We start from the raw sequence: 16,864 nt of genomic DNA, 5'->3' as shown, positions 1-16,864 counted from the left end.
TGACAATAGCCTTGTGGAACCACCTGATCCCATCCCGAACTCAGAAGTGAAACGCAAACGCGCCGATGGTAGTGTGGGGTCTCCCCATGTGAGAGTAGGTCATCGCCAAGCGCCTAATTTAGGTTAACGTGCAAACGTTAGACTAAAGGAGCGGTAGTTCAGTTGGTTAGAATACCGGCCTGTCACGCCGGGGGTCGCGGGTTCGAGTCCCGTCCGCTCCGCCAACATTTCGATAAGCCCTAACAGCAATGTTAGGGCTTTTTCGTACCTGGAATTTATCTATTTCAATCGTCGCGGCCGTCCCGTCCAACAGCATCCCTGCTTGGCATCAATGCCTCTCGTTCATGAGCTCATCGCTGCGCGATATTTCACCCGCCATCATAAAGATGAAAGCCTCTACAGCAATGTAGAGGCTTTTTTCGTTGTGGAAAAATTAACATTATTGGTGATATCTCAAGCTGTTATTCGTTCAATTGTCCAAATTTTGTACCGTCTACTACTGTTTCTCTGATTGAATATTAACCTCTTTCGCTTAATAAATGCTTTTCCTCACAAGGTTCCACCTGTTTCTTGTCATTTTTAGCTGCTTAATAGGGCTTATTTAGGTGTGTTTATTGTTAAGCAAATACTTAAATTCCAAGAATGATTGAAATTGAGTTATTTGCCCCAAGATAGTCTTAAGTGCTGCAGTTTTGTAGCGTCCATCACTGAGGTCAATGCCATGCTTTATGATTTAACGGTTGTACAATTTAGCAAGATGCTGAAAAATTTAAGCGTTATTCTTGAAAAGGGCGAATGCTTCGCAAACCTCAAGAAAGTCGATATGGCGGTGCTATTAAACTCACGTTTAGCGCCGGATCAATTTAACCTTATTCGCCAAGTTCAAATTGCCTGTGATACTGCCAAAATTGGCGTGGCACGTTTGACCGATAACTTAGATACAGTGCCAAAGCACGATGATAGCGAAACGACTTTAGCTGATTTGCAAGCGCGTATTAGCTCAGTATTAGATTACTTAGCGACGTTCAAAGCGGATGATTTTGCTAATGCGGCCACGATCCATGTCTCACAACCGCGTTGGGAAGGAAAATATCTGACGGGTTATGAGTTTGCTATTGAGCATGCGATTCCGAACATTTACTTCCATGTAACAACAGCCTACGCGATTTTGCGCCACAACGGTGTTGAAATTGGCAAGAAAGATTACCTTGGCGCTATGCCATATAAGTCGTAAATCTAGGCTAGATGTAGTACTGTTGCGCAGCCTAATTGTTGCGCAGCAGCGCTTTGCCGCTTGAGCTTACCAACCTTTCTGCATTACCACCTGTTCTTTCTCTACCTATGTTATGCCGCTTTGTCGCTGGAAATTTAGGGCTCGTTAGGGTTCTGTTACGCCGATGAAGTCAATCAATACTCAGTTTTTCATTTCGACCTTACGTCTCGATTATTTTTATCCTGTTAGCATGTGATTTAATTTTGTTGGCTTAGGTAAATGATATGAGCCGTAAGTTTATGAGTCGCCAAATTATCTATTACTTAAATAGTGAATGGCGAATTGACTCATTATAAAGATGACCTGTTTGTTCGTTTTGAGCAGGGATTTACTGGAAGAGCCTATTTAAGGTTCTAATTAAAGGAGTTAGCTATGTCTATCGAATCTCAAGCCGTCGAGAGTCCAACGGATGCAACGACAACTAAGAGCAAGAAAGCAAAAAAAGCCGCCATTACTAGTGGTTTGCGCCTCAAAGACAAGTTGACCCAAGACACTCGCCGCCGAATTGAAATTCTGCACGAGCAACGCCAACTATCCAATCGTTTCGGCGTGGATATAGAAATTGACTAAAGCCTTTGGCTTGTCGCTAAGTATTGGATATCACATCTAGATATTTAGCCAGCATGTACAGCTTCACGGCGCCCGTCGTGGAGCTTGCTCACTCTCCTTAAACATTCACTTCTTAAATTCATATTCCATTATCGTGACCATCTCGCCCATATAATCTTCCCGTGAAATCTTTGACCAACCAAGCGTTTGATAAAAGTCTGCTTTGTCTGCGGTAAACAAATAGATATTTTGTAATCCGAGTGCTTTGGCATAATCAACGACGGCATTGACTAATATTTTCCCTAAGCCTTTATTTCGATAGTGTGGATTAACATACACATTAGCCAGCCAAGGGCTTAGGTCGGTCCGGGTATCCATATCTGCTGCGGTTAATGAGGAGGAGCCCATGACTTGGTTAGCGTCTTCACAGATAAACATCTTAGGAATGGCGGCGTCGGTGAGGTACTCGCTCATCTGCTCAATGAGTGTGGTGACTGTGGCGTCCGCGGAACTTAAATGTGCCCATTCTTGATGATGCCATTGTGCCAGCTGTGGAATGTGCTGCGGGGCCGATTTTAGGTCGATAACTTTCATATAAATCTCTGGGCTTGTGTTATGCAAAGGGCTTAATGGTGCGACATAGTGGCACGAATACTCGATTCTGCTGGCTTGTCTACATGATGTGGCGGCAGGCTTAATTGAGCATGGTTTGGCTGAGTATACCGCTTAACTTGGGATCGGCAGAAATACGCTGGCTTCGAGTCCACCTTGTTTCGCGTGGCTAAAGCTAAGTTCGCCCTGATAACTGTCGACGATATCTTTACAGATTGATAATCCTAAGCCATGACCTTGGATGCTTTCATCTAGTCGAATGCCGCGCTCGATGATAATCGACAGTGCGGCATCGGAGACGCCTTCGCCATCATCGCTGACTAAGATCCCATAACCTGCGGTGGGAGCCGTTTGATGCACTATACGGATCTCAATGTTCTTGCGGCTATGTTTGCAGGCGTTATCCAGTAAATTGCCTAAGAGTTCGAGTAAGTCATCGCGGTCAAATGGCATCACTAAGCCACTCGCGTAATGACTATGAATAATGCGGTCTGGGTAGATGCGCTGCATCACTTGAATCAGCGGCGCGAGATCGTCATCGAGCACGGTATAACGCCCTGGAGTAGACAGGCCGACTATCTTAGTGCGCTTAAGCTCTCTCTCAATGATGTGGTGCAGGTTTGCGAGCACCTTGCTGCCCACACTCCTCTGTTCTGGTGGAAGGCTTTCTAGGTAGGACTGCAGTCCTTGTAACGGACGTTTCATTTCGTGGGCTAAGTTACCCAAGGCATTACGGGAGCGTTGTACTCGTTGGCCCAATTGATTGACTAAACGATCTATCTCCTCAATCAGCGGGATGATTTCGCTCGGCATTTGGTCTGAATTGATTTCTTGCCCTTGGGTGCGCATCTGCCGTATGGCTTCTGGCATCTGCTCTAAGGGTTTAAAGCCGCGTTTAAGTAGCTGATACTGCGCCATTAATAGAATAACAATCGTGAGCAACACCGCCGCACTGGCAAAGGCTAAAAATTGCACTTGGGTCTGTTCGAGCTCGCTGATGTCTTCTGTTACCCACAGGGTAACTAACTGATCATCTTTGATTACGCCCTGACTGAACATCAGCCAATGTTCTTTGCCGACAAACTCAGTGGCTTGCTGGTGCTCACCCGCGGCCAGCTTTGGCATGTTCACGTTATGGTCGAATAGGGAGCGTGAGCGCAGGGTTTGCTCGCCGATTAGAATCGCAAAATAATGCCCAGAATTAACCCTGTGGTACACATTGGGCAAGCGGTTGGTGGTGAGCGCCCAGGTGCCGTCGGGATTGTTATTCAGGGCGGAGATCAGGCTGTCGGCATCGTGTTGCAATCGCGAGGCAACAAAGTCTTGGGTTAATATTTGTATACCTTGGTACAGAAAATACAGTAACAGCACCATGGCAAAGGTGAGCGTGATCAGCAGATTGCGCGTCAGATAACCCTTGAGTGAATACACGCCTTTTACTCCTTGAGTCGATAACCTTGGCCGCGACGGGTTTCGATATAATCCTTGCCTAAGCGCTGACGCAGGCGGTTGACGTACACTTCGATGACATTGCTGTCTTTGATTTGATCTTCTTCGTAAATGCGTTCACTGAGCTCTGACTTAGAGACGATTTTACTGGGATTGACCATTAAATAATGCAGTAGGCGATATTCAATCTTAGTCAGCTCTATCACTTCACCGTCGACATTGGTGACGGCTTGTTTGTCGACATCGAGGGAAACGCCCGCATGTTGCAACACATTGTCGGCGCGGCCAAAGTGGCGGCGGATCAACACTTCGAGCCTTGCGAGTAGTTCTTCAATATGAAAAGGCTTGCCAAGGTAATCATCGGCACCCGCCTTGAGGCCATCGACCCGCTCGTGCCACGCATCGCGAGCGGTGAGGATCAGCACTGGCATGGCTAAGCCTTTTTGTCGCCATTGTCCGAGGACTTGTAGACCGGGTTTGCCGGGTAAACCGAGATCGAGGATCACGGCTTCGAAGTTTTCTTCTTCGCCTAAAAAGGCGCCATCAATACCGTTATCGGTGTGCTCGACGGTATAACCCGCCTTGTTAAGGGCGGGAATGAGGCGCGCGACCAGATCGGTATCATCTTCAATCAATAGCAAACGCATCAGTCGACCTTTTCCTTTAGCCACTCGCCAGTTTTGGCGTCAATCTTGATTTCATACACTATGCCATCGTCACGGAGGATTTCGAGCTCGTAGATGATCCTGCCATGTTTTTGCTCGACTTCGAGATCGAGCAACCGTCCCTTTAGCCGTGATTCATAGCGTTGCATTATGGTGTCGAAGGGCAAAACCTTGCCCTCCTTAACCCACTCTACCACCTTGTTTGAAAGATCATCGTCGTGGGCATTGCAGCTGGGGCTGCTAATCATCCCAACGGCCAAAGCCAGGAATATTAACGGTATCTTCATCGAATATGCCCTTCTCTGCGAGGTTGTGACAATTGCTGCATTGACTGAATGAGCCGACTTTGGGGTTATCTTGCACCATACGTCTTGGGATCTCATCGTGTTTGCGAATAAAAAATGCCTGTTCTGTGATCTTCTGCGGCCCAGCGCCTGCAAGTAGTGGCGTGCTGTTTTTCATCACCTTACCATTTTGCGCCGCATGTTGAACCAGATATTCCTCAATTCTAGCAGTGACTTGAGGATCTAGGCTGGCGTTGTCACCAAAGTGATTCTCAAGATTTGCGGTAATGGCGCGCCACTTGTCGGCGGGGAGCAAGTTCGCGGGGTAAGCCATGTGGCAGCTGCCACATTCTGCCGTATATTCCGCATTTTGTGGAATGGCGCGGCTGAGCCCGCGGCCATCGTCCGCATAGCCTGTGCCGGTTAAGGTTAGGCTGACACCGATAACGCCAATGGCTAATGCCGCAGCTGTGAGTGATGAACCTAAGAACCAGCTAATAGGGTGTGCTTGTTTAGTCATGACATCTTCCTTTTTGTGCCGTTACCTTCTGTGGAAGGTATTGAAATTAATTGATCTTATTGAATGAGTTATAAGGTCGAAATTTGGCGGTTATTGCAGGCTTAACCAGAGTAAGGCATCGCCTTTTTCCTGTGGCGTGCAGTCGCGTTTAAAGGTCCAGTTACAGTTACGGGTAAACCATTTCTCGATTTTGGCTGAGTCTGTTAACCGATCTGCGGTAATCGACGGCGCCATTGGGTCAATGGGTTTACGGGTGTTTTGGTGCATCCCCATGTCGGTGACTTTGGCGGTATGGCAACTGGCGCAGCTACGACCGTCCATGTCCTGTAGCCAAAGCTTTTGTCCTGCGGCGGCGGTAAAGGGTCCTGCGCCTTGTGCTTGATAGCTTTGCAGCTGCGTGCCAATGCGCTCGGCGCTAAGTGGCAGGCTTTGCACTTTACTGTTAGCGGCGCTAACGCTAAGGCTGCTCAGCAGCAAGGTGAAAATCGCGACGATAGCAAGGCGACTTTTATTCGTGTGTCTGGTTAATCTGTTCATAGGGCATTCCTTTTGGCTGGATGTCTTGTTGCTAAGCAAAATGGTTAACGTATTAATCTTCTTGTTCCACAGGGCGTTGTTTCTTGCCCGTGACCATGGCTCTGACTAAGTTTTCTTTGTGTAGCAGGCTGCTGACGATGACGCCGCCAACATGGATGACCACAAGGAACACTGTGAAGTTGGCAAAGAATTCATGGACTTCTTTTATGGCGCCTTCGGGCCAAGTGGCGAAAAAGCTTGTGGCTAATGGGCCGTGTCCGTCGGTGGCGTACAGAGCCATGCCTGAGAATCCCGTGATGGCGATGCTAGCAATCAAGGCCACTATCATCATTGCTCCAGCGGGGTTATGGCCTATGTAGTCTTTGGCTTTGCCTGTGATGAGCCCTTTGAGGTACACCAGCACTTCTTTAGGGCGAGTGATAAAGTTGCTAAAGCGCGCATTGTGGGTACCAATCACGCCCCACAGCAGGCGAAACACCAGTAAAATTAAGATGCTATAACCTGCGTAACTGTGGATGGTCATCCACTCGTCTTCGCCTTCAGTGAGGTAGGCTAAGGTGAAAAAGCTGACGAGAGACCAATGGAATATGCGGATCAACAGGTCCCAGACTTTGATGGTTTGCAGTGTGTTTGATGACATGGTGTGACGCTCCTAAGTTGGTTTAGGTGTAGGCTACTTAACCCAAACTTAAACCTCGCTTAAATTTTGAGGCGCGAACATTCATTGAGTTGATGGGGTTGAGTGACGCGCTTGCCTGGGTGACGAGTCTTAAATGCCAACGAAAACTCGCTTGTTAACCTCTTGGTATTACGGTAGATTCTGCCACCTCAACCGAGTGAAGTTAGGGACTAACGTATCTATGTCTACCGCCGTTATTCGCGCTTTCATCAGCCGCAATCCGAGTCGTAAATCCTTTTTTATTTATGCCGTTTTATTATTTTTGACTGAAGTCTTAATCGCTTTATATGCGCCTGCGGGTTTTATTCGTGGTTTTGTGGGCGATGTATTGGTGGTGATCTTGCTGTTTTGCATGGTGCGGGCTGTCGTTCCTGTCGTCAGCCCGGTAGAAAAAGCCGTAGCTATTCCCATCGCAAGCCGCACATCAAAAAGCACAGGCGAGCACATTCTGCGCTTATTTCAAACTCCTTGGCTGGCGTTTGCGGTATTGCTGTTTGCCTTTGCTATCGAGTTTGGCCAGTATTGGGGTTTAGTCGACAAGCTAGGCTTGGGCGGAAATCGCTTGGCGCGGATAGTGATAGGTAGCCATTTTGATCCACTCGATCTCGTGGCATATTTTGTCGGTTACTTGATCTTATTGGGCTGTTATTGGAAAAGCCGCCAGCCCTAGTGATTTGAATCCGCAAGAGCCACGCGACGAGTGTTTTCGCGGATAGGTGAGATAAGTGGGGTAAAGGATGCAGCCGATAACGGCGTTTTCACTGCTAACAGTACGTACTGATGGACTTGAGCTTAATCCACTAAAAATGCCTTTGTATTTCAATGGCCAACATACTCATACCTTTATTACTGGCCGAGTGATTGAAGGCCAATATCGCTGCGTTTTACCCAATAAAACCTCGGGGTATCTGGTCATCACTTCTTTTGATTGTCCCTTCGAAGAATCAACCGAGTTTAGCCTGCTTGATGAAGCGTTTAAGCTCATTGCGACGACATCTTTGGCGCAAATGTATGATTCATTTTTACTGCACTCACACTGGCCCATAGCCGATAACCGCTTGCGACTGCACTATTACGGTCAGTTTGTGCTGGATTTAGTCATTACTGCGGGCAGCTCTTGGTTAACGGCGCGGCCGAAACTTAAGCTGATTGAAGTTGTTGATCCCCAAAGCGATCCGCAAACGGCCGCCGCTATGGCCGAATTGGCTCAGCGTTTAGCGCGGATTGATAATATAAACTGAGTGAGGTTTGAATTAAATTGAGTTAAAAAAGAAAGGGCTATTCGCCCTTTCATGTTCATCATTTATATCTATTACTCATGCGGAAAGTTTTATAAGCCTGCTTGCAAAGACGTTTAAAAACCTAAATAAAAGCTTCCTCACATCAGCTTGTTTGAGCCCCAAAAACCTTAGAAGAAACCTAAAGGATTCACATCGTAACTCACCAAGAGATTCTTAGTATTTTGATAGTGGTTGAGTATCATCTTATGGGTTTCGCGGCCGATGCCGGATTTTTTGTAACCACCAAAGGCGGCATGGGCAGGATAGGCATGGTAACAGTTAATCCAAACGCGGCCCGCTTGAATGCCACGTCCCATACGTTGAGCCGTGTTCATGTCCCGTGTCCACACACCAGCGCCTAAGCCGTACTCAGTATCGTTAGCGATCGCTAAGGCTTCGGCTTCATCTTTGAAAGTGGTGACCGAAATCACAGGGCCGAAGATCTCCTCTTGGAAGATACGCATCTTATTGTGGCCTTTCATAATGGTTGGGCTGATGTAGTAGCCTTCGCTTTGGCCGCCATCGAGTTGGCAAAGTGTGCCGCCCAGTAGCACTTCTGCACCTTCAGCCTTACCTATGGCTAAGTAACTTAAGATCTTATCGAACTGTTCTTTGGAGGCTTGAGCACCCACTTGAGTGTCGGTATCTAATGGATCGCCTTGCTTAATGGTTTGGGCGCGGGCGAGCACTTTTTCGATGAAGCGATCGAAAATCGACTCTTGGACTAGCACCCGTGACGGGCAAGTACAGACTTCACCTTGGTTAAAGAAGGCCAGCAACATACCTTCGACGGCTTTATTTAAATATTCGTCTTCATGGTCCATTACATCGGCAAAAAATACGTTCGGCGACTTACCGCCAAGCTCAACAGTTGATGGGATTAAGGATTCGGCGGCGCATTTTAAAATGTGATAACCAATTTCTGTAGAGCCCGTAAACGCAAGCTTAGCAATGCGTTTGCTGGTGGCCAGAGCTTGTCCCGCCTCCGCGCCAAAGCCGTTGACTACGTTAAGAATGCCCGCGGGTAATAGGTCTTCAATCAGCTCGAGTAATACCAGAATCGATACTGGTGTTTGCTCCGCAGGCTTGAGTACCACACAGTTACCCGCCGCCAGCGCAGGAGCGATTTTCCATGCCGCCATCAAGAGCGGGAAGTTCCAAGGAATGATCTGGCCGACTACTCCCAAAGGTTCTGGGAAGTGATAGCTGACTGTGTTGCCGTCGATATCGGCGGCGCTGCCTTCCTGTGCGCGGATGCAACCGGCAAAGTAGCGGAAGTGATCGACAAATAAGGGCAAGTCGGCGTTTAAGGTTTCACGCACCGCTTTACCGTTTTCCCAGGTTTCGGCGACGGCTAAATATTCGAGATTTTGTTCGACTCGATCGGCAATGCGCAGTAACAGGTTTGAGCGTTCGGTGACTGAAGTTTTGCCCCATGCTTCTTTGGCTGCGTGGGCGGCATCTAAAGCTAATTCAATATCTTGTGCATCGGATCGCGGGATTTGGCAAAAGTTTTGGCCATTAACGGGTGAGCGATTGTCGAAGTATTTGCCATTGACTGGGGCGACCCATTTACCGCCGATGAAGTTGGCGTATTTTTCTTTGAAGTTAACGATTGCGCCTGCGGTTCCGGGTTGAGCATAAATCATAGAATCATTCCTTCTTGTGGATGGCATGCTGGGCGTTGGCGCTTTTTACGCTCTGAGCTTCAGCAAGGGAGTCTTGTTGATGCATCTCTAATGGATGCCTTTTTATATATTTTTCGTTTTGCTTTAAGCCAATCATATTGATTGGCTTAGTGTTCTCTTATGCAACACCTAAGGCCTGCATACTAAGGGTGCATCGCAAGGAGAGTGCCAAACTGGCAAGAGTTGTACACTTGTTGCGCTAACAGTATGATGAAAAGCTAATTTTGCAGATTTGAAACGGTGTGGGCACTCAGGGAGAGAGGTGTGTCCTGTGGTCACTTTGTCATCGAATGGCACACTGCAACTGTGCCGAAACGGAACACAGCTCGGGGGAGCACGGCTATGGCAGTTAAACCGCATTTACCATCGACACAGGCGTGGTTGGCCGATTCGTGGCAGCGCAGCATTGGCGCTGGCTTGTCAGAATTTCAGTTACCCCAAGAGCTTAGGCTCGACGCCAGCGAACTAAAGCAGAAACATGAGCAATATCAAATGCTCATTGCATTAGTGCAATCCCATGCTTTGCCTTTATTCAATCAGTTGATGGCGCATTCTAATAGCCGACTTTTGCTCTCCGATGCCGATGGTTATGTGCTTAGGCACTGGGGCGTGAGCCGTTACTCCACAAAACTGGCGGACGTGGCTTTGGATATCGGGGTGAATTGGCTCGAGCAGCACAAAGGCACCAATGCAATAGGGACGGCACTCACCGCCAAACAAGCCGTATCTGTGGTGGGTGAGCAGCATTTTATTCGCCAGAATCGTTTTATGAGTTGCACCGCCTGCCCAATATTTTCCCCCCAAGGTGAGATGCTCGGGGTGATAGATATCACCAGCGAGCAGCAAAGACACACACAGCAGACGCTGATGTTAGTGTCGAGCTTGGCGCAGCAGGTCGAGACCGCACTCTTGTGTCACTTGCCCGATAGCCGTTATCGAATCGATTTAGCGGCGCAGCCAAACCTGCTGAATTCGGGTTGGCAGGGCATAGTGATTGCCGATAGTGATGGTCGCATTGTGGGGTGCAATCCCATGGCGAAACAATTGCTTAGCCATGCCAAGGTTGGCGATGCCGTCGAGCAGTACTTAGGCGATAATTGGAGCCGTGCGGGTGGCTTTAATCAGCATTTAGACTTGCATCTACAGACTCAGCCCTTAAATATTCCCAGCATCAAGAGTCGGGTAGCGACTAGCAATAAATCGCTTAATCAACTGGGCGTGCGGTTTCGCGATCCTCAACTTGAGCGCGCATGGCAACATGCCAATAAGGTGATCACCAAACAAATTCCGCTGTTAGTGCTTGGTGAAACTGGCGTAGGTAAAGAGCAGTTTGTTAAAAAGCTCCACGCCCAGAGCGCGCGTCGCACCGAGCATTTAGTGGCGGTGAACTGCGCGGCATTACCTGCCGAGTTAGTCGAGTCTGAACTCTTTGGTTATCAGGCGGGCGCTTTTACTGGGGCGAACCGTACGGGATTTATCGGCAAAATTCGCCAAGCCCACGGCGGCTTTTTGTTTTTAGATGAAATTGGCGAAATGCCGCTGGTGGCCCAGAGTCGTTTACTTAGGGTATTGCAAGAGCGCGAAGTGGTGCCGGTTGGCAGTAATCAAAGTTTTAAAGTTGATATTCAAATCATTGCCGCGACCCATATGGATTTGGAGCAACAAGTGGCGCAGGGTCTGTTTCGGCAGGATTTATTCTATCGATTGAATGGTCTACAAGTGCGCTTACCTGCGCTACGCGAGCGGCAGGATATTGAGCGTATTATCCATAAATTGCATCGTAAACATCGCATTGCGCCGCAGGAGATCTGCCCTGAGTTGTTAGGGTTGCTGATGCAACACGACTGGCCCGGCAATTTGCGTGAGCTCGATAATCTTATGCAAGTCGCGTGTTTAATGGCTGAAGGTGATGACACCTTAACTTGGCAACATTTACCCGATTATCTGGCGGACAAACTCACATGCGAGCCGTTAAAAGGAGACCTGTTACAAGCTGCACCCTTATGTGATGAATTTAAAGAGGTAAGCCGTCAACGTTCTGCATCACCCCTGCAAAGTGGTAAGTTCGCTGTGGAGCCGAATGTTACAAAGGTTCAATCGGATTCCCTAAATGAGGCGATTTATAGCAATGTGCTGCAGGCATACCAAGCCTGTAATGGCAATGTGAGCCAATGCGCTAAGCGTTTAGGGATCAGCCGTAATGCCTTGTACCGGCGATTAAAACAGATGGGGCTTAAGGATTAATGCTCGCTTACGGCTCTTGTTACGAAGCTCAATCTATCGCTAAATATCTCTTAATCACCCCACGTTTATCCACTTCGCAATAGACTAAAACCGAGAGGTTTTAGTCCACAATCTCTAGCTTCAGTATCTGACAATCTGACTTTTTGTTGTTGCCAATTTATGTCTAATAGGTTTTATTGATTCATGTAATCGATAAAGATCGCTTATTCTAATTACAAATTCAGAACTATACTGCGGGCAGGCAGAAAAGAGCTTGGCGTTATGCATAGAAGAGGAACTGTTATGCATCTTACTAAAAGCCTTTTAATTATTTCTATGGGTCTGACATTGAATGTACAGGCTCAAACTTTACCAACAAATACCCTGACACGTGACAATGGTGCACCTGTGGGTGATAACCAAAACTCGACCACAGCGGGCAGTAATGGCAGCGTGTTATTGCAAGATGTGCAGCTTATCCAGAAGCTACAACGCTTTGCCCGTGAACGTATTCCTGAGCGTGTCGTCCACGCCAGAGGTACAGGTGTGCATGGTGAGTTTGTATCGAGTGGCGATTTTAGCAACCTAACCCAAGCGGCACCCTTTGCACAAAAAGGTAAAGTGACGCCCGTATTTGTGCGCTTTTCTACCGTGATCCACTCGAAAGGTTCGCCAGAAACGCTGCGTGATCCCCGAGGGTTTGCGACCAAATTTTATTCGGACCAAGGTAACTGGGACTTAGTGGGTAATAACTTACCCGTATTCTTCATTCGCGATGCGATCAAGTTTCCTGACATGGTGCATTCACTCAAACCATCGCCAGTGACCAATATGCAAGATCCGAATCGTTTCTTCGATTTTTTCAGTCACGAAGCGGGTTCAACCCATATGTTGACTCAGGTTTACAGTAACTTAGGTGTACCTGCCAGTTATCGTGAAATGGACGGTTTCGGTGTGCATGCGTACAAATTTGTGAATCGAGATAACCAAGTTAAATACGTGAAATTTAACTGGAAGAGTCTGCAAGGTGTTAAAGGCTTACGTCCCGATGAAGTGGTTAAAGTCCAAGGGCAAAACTTTAACCATTTAACCGATGATCTTTATAGTGAGATCAACAAGGGTAACTATCCTAAGTGGGATCTTTACGTTCAATTACTCGACCCGACTGAGCTTAATAAGTTTGATTACAACCCACTAGACGCCACTAAGGTGTGGCTAGATGTGCCAGAACAAAAAGTGGGCACTATGACGCTGAACCGCATGCCTGCAAACTTCTTCCAAGAGACTGAGCAAGCGGCATTTGCGCCATCGAATTTGATCCCTGGGATTGAGCCTTCGGAAGACAGATTACTGCAAGGCCGTATGTTCTCCTACGCCGATACTCAGCTGTATCGACTCGGCGCGAATTTGTCGCAATTGCCGATTAATAAACCCTTAGTGGCGGTGGCAAACCACAACCAAGAAGGTGCGGGCAATATGGGGCATACCCAGTCCGATGTGAACTATCAACCGAGCGTACATTTAGCCTTGGCCGAAGATAATCGTTATCGTGCGGTATCAACTGCGCTGACGGGGACTGTGCAACAAACGGCTATTAGCAAGCAGGATAACTTTAGCCAAGCGGGCGTCTTTTATCGCAGCTTGAGCAAGCAAGATAGAGCAGATCTGATCACTAACTTGGCCGGTGACTTAGGCAAAGTGAACGATACCAATGTGAAGCATCAGATGCTCAGTCACTTTTATCGTGCAGACCCAGAGTTTGGTGAGCGCTTAACCAAGGCCGTAAAAGGTGATTTGGCCGACGTTAAACAGCGTGCAATTTAACTCATCATTTTAGAGCGATTTGGTGCAGATTCGCGTTAAACCGCTCAAACCCAGTAAGTCCCGCAAGGCGTAATCAAGCTCTTTTCTGCCCAGTTTAAGAGGGCGTCTTGCGGGCATTTCGTCACCTCTTATTGTTTAAATCTCTATTTTTGCTGCGCGGGAGTTATTGATGAAACACACTATTGCTATCTTATTATTGATGATTGCGGCACTGAGTATGTCGGTGGTGATGGGCGCAGGTTCGGCTCAGGCATCCGCAACTGTCAGCCAAGCGGACGAGCCCGATACCGCACAAGTACAATTGCTGGTGGACTACTTTTTTGCTGCAGCGCGTACCGGCGATATCACAGTGCTTGAGCATTTTCTCGATGCGGGCTTCCCTATTGACCAGAGAAATAGTCAAACCTATACCGCGCTAATGGTGGCGGCTTATAACGGCCAAGAGGCTGCAACGGATTTATTGCTTGAGCATGGTGCTGATGCTTGTTTGCAAGATAAGCGTGGTAATACGGCAATGATGGGCGCTGTGATTAAGGCCGAATTCAATATTGTAAAGCGGCTATACGCGAAAGAATGCAATGCGAACCTAACGAATAATGCCGGAATGACCTTGACTGAGTTTGCCCGTTACTGGGGTCAAAGTGGCGCTTTACAGCAGGCGAGTTTAAAGCAATAAAGACGCTAGATCTTGCCATCTTTTGCGCTCGATCACTCTGGGTCATTCTCTTTAATCTGTTTAGATCTCAGCGTTTACTATTAGCCATAAGTCTGCTTGTTAATAGCGCCTATGCCTTTTATGGTAACTTTTTGAATATCGTTTAATACGATTTTCATGGCCTTCGGAGAGCAATTTATGTTTGATGCCTTACTACTGACGCAAGAAGATAAACGCACGTTTGCTCAAGTTTCACAGATCACAGAAGCTGATTTACCAGAAGGGGAAGTCTTAGTTGAGGTTGCCTATTCCTCGCTGAATTATAAAGATGGTTTAGCTGTGACGGGTACGGGCAAAATCATTCGCCAGTTTCCTATGGTGCCAGGCATTGATTTTGCGGGCGTAGTGCGCGAATCGACTGATGCAAGATACCAAGTCGGCGATCAGGTTATTTTGACCGGCTGGGGCGTGGGCGAAAATCACTGGGGTGGTATGGCGCAAAAAGCGCGCGTTAAAGCCGACTGGCTGGTGCCTATGCCGCAAGGTTGTGATGCCGCTAAAGCTATGAGGATAGGCACCGCAGGACTCACGGCGATGTTGTGCGTGCAAGCGCTGCAGCAGGCTGGGATAACACCGCAAAGTGGGGATATTTTGGTCACAGGTGCTAGTGGTGGTGTGGGTTCGGTGGCGGTGACTTTACTCGCCAATGCTGGCTATCGTGTGGTGGCCTGCAGTGGTCGGGTTGAACAAAATGCACCTTTATTGAAGGAGCTTGGCGCCGCAGAAGTGATTGATCGCAGTGAGCTTGAACAAGATGCTAAGCCGCTTGAGGCGCAGCGCTGGGCGGGTGTGGTCGATACCGTTGGCAACAAGATCCTCGCTAAAGCATTGGCGCAAATGCAATACGGTGGCTCCGCCGCTATTTGTGGTTTAGCGGGCGGTTTTGCATTACCGACAACCGTTATGCCGTTTATTTTACGGGGTGTGAGTTTACTGGGAATCGACTCTGTTTCTTGTCCATTTGAGAAACGAAAAGCCGCGTGGGAAGCTGTGATTAAAGCACTACCTGCACATTTCTATCAGCAAGCTTGCCAGCAGATCTCATTGGCAGAGGTTCCTGATTTCGCGAATCAAATTATCCAAGGCCAAGTCACAGGGCGTGTATTAGTTAAGCTGTAATCTAGCTTCTAATACTTTAAAGCGATTGCAACACTGAGGTGTTGCCATCTACGACTATGCCATCCGTTTTACCAAGTTTACTTGTCTTCATATTGGCTATTTCGGCAGTGTGATCGTCACTTCAAGACCGGTTGGTATACGGTTCTCGGCTTTAATCTTACCTTTGTGGGCGGTAATTGCCGCTTCAGTGATTGCCAGTCCGAGCCCCCAGCCACCGCTTTCTCTCTGTCTTGCCGAGTCGGGGCGGTAGAAAGGTTTAAAGATGGCATCGAGTTCGGCGGCATCGATGCCTGGACCATCGTCTTTTATTGTAATTTGTACTTGATCAGCAGTCGCACTCGCCTGCAGGTGAATGTCGCTTGCGGCGTAGCGAATTGCATTACGCAGCAGATTTTCAATCGCACGGGAAAGTGATTTAGGAAAGTGCGCTAACTCAATTTCTTCATCGATATCGATGGTAATGCTTTTACCTTGCTGTTCGGCTTCAAATTCCGCATCGTCCAATACCTGGCTCAAGGATTCTGCCAAGCCTAAATGCACCTTGGTTTCGTTAGTGCTAAGCTTGACCCGCGAGAGTTCTAACAATTCACTGATAAGCTTTTCGAGTTGCTCTGCTTCATAACCTATGCGTTCAGTTTCGGCGGTTTGTTGACCTTTTTTACGGGCGAGGGCGAGGGATAATTGCAGTCGCGTCAATGGGGTACGCAGTTCATGTGAAATATCCCCCATGAGCCGCTGCTGATTATTCACCATAGCTTCGATGGAATCGGCCATGCTGTTAAAAGCCGTGGCGAGCTGGCCAATTTCGTCGTTGCGCTGAGTGGTGGACTTATCGACACGGTTACTTAAGTCGCCTTCAGCGAGGGCATTGGCACTCTTTTTAAGTGAATTTAATGCCTTACCTAGATGCCAAGCGAGCAGGCCACATAATAGTCCCGACAGGAAAATCGCTAGGCTTAAAGTTAATAACTTATTTTCGGCGAAGAAGAAGAACCAAGGCCGCGGATGGTTATCCGGCAGACGGCCGTAGAGTGAATAAGTCTCGGCGCCCAGATTGAATTGAAAGGGGCCAAATACCAGCTCATCTTTAAACTGATGGCTAATAGGTTGTTTTTCTTCATCTGCCATCAACATAAAGCTACGTACGCCACGACTCACTCTGTGGGTGTTGACGACTTGGCCTTGGCTGTTGACGAGATAAACCCGTAGCGGCTTGCCTTCCATGTCTCTGTGCCTTTCCCAGCGACGAAGAAAGTCGGATTCCAGTAAGGCAGGATTTTCTTGAATGCGCTGCGCTATGGTCGATAGAACCTTTTCAAGGTGAGGTGGCAGCGGCGCACGGTCGTGACTCTGCTGCAGCAATGGCAACAGACCGACCAAGGCAATGATCAGCGAGCTGCAGAGCCAGAATCCGAGCAATAATTTGATAAATAAACGATTAGGCACA

The 16,864-nt window shown here is 48.0% G+C and carries 17 protein-coding genes, 1 tRNA gene and 1 rRNA gene; 10 read left to right on the top strand and 9 right to left on the bottom strand.

Going from position 1 to position 16,864, the window contains the following annotated elements; all coding sequences use genetic code 11:
* The 4 genes from rrf to KV201_RS11970 all read left to right on the top strand — a co-directional run.
* Positions 1-111: ribosomal RNA gene (gene rrf / locus KV201_RS11985) — 5S ribosomal RNA — on the top strand; the annotation flags it as partial.
* Positions 112-147: 36 nt separating this feature from the next.
* Positions 148-224: transfer RNA gene (locus tag KV201_RS11980), tRNA-Asp, on the top strand.
* Positions 225-721: 497 nt separating this feature from the next.
* A complete protein-coding gene (locus tag KV201_RS11975) occupies positions 722-1,234 on the top strand; it encodes a DUF1993 family protein (protein WP_011845500.1) in 513 nt (170 codons plus the stop codon).
* A gap of 411 nt (positions 1,235-1,645) precedes the next feature.
* Entirely contained in the window at positions 1,646-1,843 is a 198-nt protein-coding gene (locus KV201_RS11970; RefSeq protein ID WP_006079715.1) for a hypothetical protein, read from the top strand.
* A 105-nt stretch (positions 1,844-1,948) separates the two neighbouring features.
* On the opposite strand, the gene KV201_RS11965 is transcribed toward KV201_RS11970, so the two are convergent.
* From KV201_RS11965 to KV201_RS11935, 7 genes are all read right to left on the bottom strand, one after another.
* Complete coding sequence (locus KV201_RS11965) at positions 1,949-2,416, bottom strand: GNAT family N-acetyltransferase (protein WP_226059444.1); 468 nt, start codon at positions 2,414-2,416, stop codon at positions 1,949-1,951.
* A 132-nt stretch (positions 2,417-2,548) separates the two neighbouring features.
* Positions 2,549-3,865 carry a sensor histidine kinase gene (locus KV201_RS11960; RefSeq protein ID WP_226059443.1) on the bottom strand — a complete coding sequence of 439 codons (1,317 nt, stop codon included), beginning with the start codon at positions 3,863-3,865 and terminating at the stop codon, positions 2,549-2,551.
* 5 nt (positions 3,866-3,870) lie between these two features.
* Positions 3,871-4,530, bottom strand: a complete 660-nt coding sequence (locus tag KV201_RS11955) for a response regulator transcription factor (protein ID WP_226059442.1) — start codon at positions 4,528-4,530, stop codon at positions 3,871-3,873.
* The gene (locus tag KV201_RS11950) at positions 4,530-4,796 is read right to left on the bottom strand and encodes a PepSY domain-containing protein (protein WP_012196525.1); all 267 of its coding nucleotides are present in this window, start codon (positions 4,794-4,796) and stop codon (positions 4,530-4,532) included. Before KV201_RS11950 ends, KV201_RS11955 begins: the two co-directional genes overlap by 1 nt.
* Entirely contained in the window at positions 4,789-5,352 is a 564-nt protein-coding gene (locus KV201_RS11945) for a diheme cytochrome c (protein ID WP_011845503.1), read from the bottom strand. Before KV201_RS11945 ends, KV201_RS11950 begins: the two co-directional genes overlap by 8 nt.
* Before the next feature lie 90 nt (positions 5,353-5,442).
* Positions 5,443-5,889, bottom strand: a complete 447-nt coding sequence (locus KV201_RS11940; protein WP_226059441.1) for a DUF1924 domain-containing protein — start codon at positions 5,887-5,889, stop codon at positions 5,443-5,445.
* 52 nt (positions 5,890-5,941) lie between these two features.
* Positions 5,942-6,529, bottom strand: coding sequence for a cytochrome b/b6 domain-containing protein (locus KV201_RS11935; RefSeq protein WP_063884926.1), 588 nt, complete (start codon positions 6,527-6,529; stop codon positions 5,942-5,944).
* A 220-nt stretch (positions 6,530-6,749) separates the two neighbouring features.
* Between KV201_RS11935 and KV201_RS11930 the strand changes: the two genes are divergently transcribed.
* Both KV201_RS11930 and KV201_RS11925 read left to right on the top strand, forming a co-directional pair.
* On the top strand, positions 6,750-7,238 hold the full coding sequence (locus KV201_RS11930; protein ID WP_226059452.1) for a DUF2809 domain-containing protein: 489 nt from the start codon (positions 6,750-6,752) through the stop codon (positions 7,236-7,238).
* A 67-nt stretch (positions 7,239-7,305) separates the two neighbouring features.
* Entirely contained in the window at positions 7,306-7,809 is a 504-nt protein-coding gene (locus tag KV201_RS11925) for a hypothetical protein (protein ID WP_226059440.1), read from the top strand.
* Positions 7,810-7,976: 167 nt separating this feature from the next.
* Here the strand turns inward: KV201_RS11925 and KV201_RS11920 are convergent, their stop codons facing one another.
* Positions 7,977-9,497: an aldehyde dehydrogenase family protein gene (locus tag KV201_RS11920; protein WP_226059439.1), complete on the bottom strand. Its 1,521-nt coding sequence runs from the start codon at positions 9,495-9,497 to the stop codon at positions 7,977-7,979.
* A gap of 381 nt (positions 9,498-9,878) precedes the next feature.
* Between KV201_RS11920 and KV201_RS11915 the strand changes: the two genes are divergently transcribed.
* The 4 genes from KV201_RS11915 to KV201_RS11900 all read left to right on the top strand — a co-directional run bounded on the left by KV201_RS11915 (position 9,879) and on the right by KV201_RS11900 (position 15,417).
* The gene (locus KV201_RS11915) at positions 9,879-11,780 is read left to right on the top strand and encodes a sigma-54-dependent Fis family transcriptional regulator (protein WP_226059438.1); all 1,902 of its coding nucleotides are present in this window, start codon (positions 9,879-9,881) and stop codon (positions 11,778-11,780) included.
* Positions 11,781-12,062: 282 nt separating this feature from the next.
* Positions 12,063-13,583, top strand: coding sequence for a catalase (locus KV201_RS11910; RefSeq protein WP_319000218.1), 1,521 nt, complete (start codon positions 12,063-12,065; stop codon positions 13,581-13,583).
* Between the two features lie 169 nt (positions 13,584-13,752).
* Positions 13,753-14,259 (top strand): ankyrin repeat domain-containing protein, encoded by a 507-nt coding sequence (locus KV201_RS11905; RefSeq protein ID WP_226059437.1) that lies wholly within the window; start codon positions 13,753-13,755, stop codon positions 14,257-14,259.
* Positions 14,260-14,436: 177 nt separating this feature from the next.
* Positions 14,437-15,417 carry an MDR family oxidoreductase gene (locus KV201_RS11900; RefSeq protein WP_226059436.1) on the top strand — a complete coding sequence of 327 codons (981 nt, stop codon included), beginning with the start codon at positions 14,437-14,439 and terminating at the stop codon, positions 15,415-15,417.
* Between the two features lie 96 nt (positions 15,418-15,513).
* On the opposite strand, the gene KV201_RS11895 is transcribed toward KV201_RS11900, so the two are convergent.
* Positions 15,514-16,863 carry an ATP-binding protein gene (locus KV201_RS11895; RefSeq protein ID WP_226059450.1) on the bottom strand — a complete coding sequence of 450 codons (1,350 nt, stop codon included), beginning with the start codon at positions 16,861-16,863 and terminating at the stop codon, positions 15,514-15,516.
* Position 16,864: the final 1 nt, after the last annotated feature.

The organism is Shewanella sp. SR1, assembly GCF_020447145.1.
Classification (GTDB): Bacteria; Pseudomonadota; Gammaproteobacteria; order Enterobacterales; family Shewanellaceae; genus Shewanella; species Shewanella baltica.
Note: the sequence above shows the minus strand (reverse complement) of the source record. Positions and strands in the feature narration are given on the sequence as shown.

Coding starts and splice junctions, on each gene's coding strand:
- KV201_RS11975 (WP_011845500.1), top strand. CDS start 722: ATGCTTTATGATTTAACGGTTGTACAATTTAGCAAGATGCTGAAAAAT.
- KV201_RS11970 (WP_006079715.1), top strand. CDS start 1,646: ATGTCTATCGAATCTCAAGCCGTCGAGAGTCCAACGGATGCAACGACA.
- KV201_RS11965 (WP_226059444.1), bottom strand. CDS start 2,416: ATGAAAGTTATCGACCTAAAATCGGCCCCGCAGCACATTCCACAGCTG.
- KV201_RS11955 (WP_226059442.1), bottom strand. CDS start 4,530: ATGCGTTTGCTATTGATTGAAGATGATACCGATCTGGTCGCGCGCCTC.
- KV201_RS11950 (WP_012196525.1), bottom strand. CDS start 4,796: ATGATTAGCAGCCCCAGCTGCAATGCCCACGACGATGATCTTTCAAAC.
- KV201_RS11945 (WP_011845503.1), bottom strand. CDS start 5,352: ATGACTAAACAAGCACACCCTATTAGCTGGTTCTTAGGTTCATCACTC.
- KV201_RS11940 (WP_226059441.1), bottom strand. CDS start 5,889: ATGAACAGATTAACCAGACACACGAATAAAAGTCGCCTTGCTATCGTC.
- KV201_RS11935 (WP_063884926.1), bottom strand. CDS start 6,529: ATGTCATCAAACACACTGCAAACCATCAAAGTCTGGGACCTGTTGATC.
- KV201_RS11930 (WP_226059452.1), top strand. CDS start 6,750: ATGTCTACCGCCGTTATTCGCGCTTTCATCAGCCGCAATCCGAGTCGT.
- KV201_RS11925 (WP_226059440.1), top strand. CDS start 7,306: ATGCAGCCGATAACGGCGTTTTCACTGCTAACAGTACGTACTGATGGA.
- KV201_RS11920 (WP_226059439.1), bottom strand. CDS start 9,497: ATGATTTATGCTCAACCCGGAACCGCAGGCGCAATCGTTAACTTCAAA.
- KV201_RS11915 (WP_226059438.1), top strand. CDS start 9,879: ATGGCAGTTAAACCGCATTTACCATCGACACAGGCGTGGTTGGCCGAT.
- KV201_RS11910 (WP_319000218.1), top strand. CDS start 12,063: ATGCATCTTACTAAAAGCCTTTTAATTATTTCTATGGGTCTGACATTG.
- KV201_RS11905 (WP_226059437.1), top strand. CDS start 13,753: ATGAAACACACTATTGCTATCTTATTATTGATGATTGCGGCACTGAGT.
- KV201_RS11900 (WP_226059436.1), top strand. CDS start 14,437: ATGTTTGATGCCTTACTACTGACGCAAGAAGATAAACGCACGTTTGCT.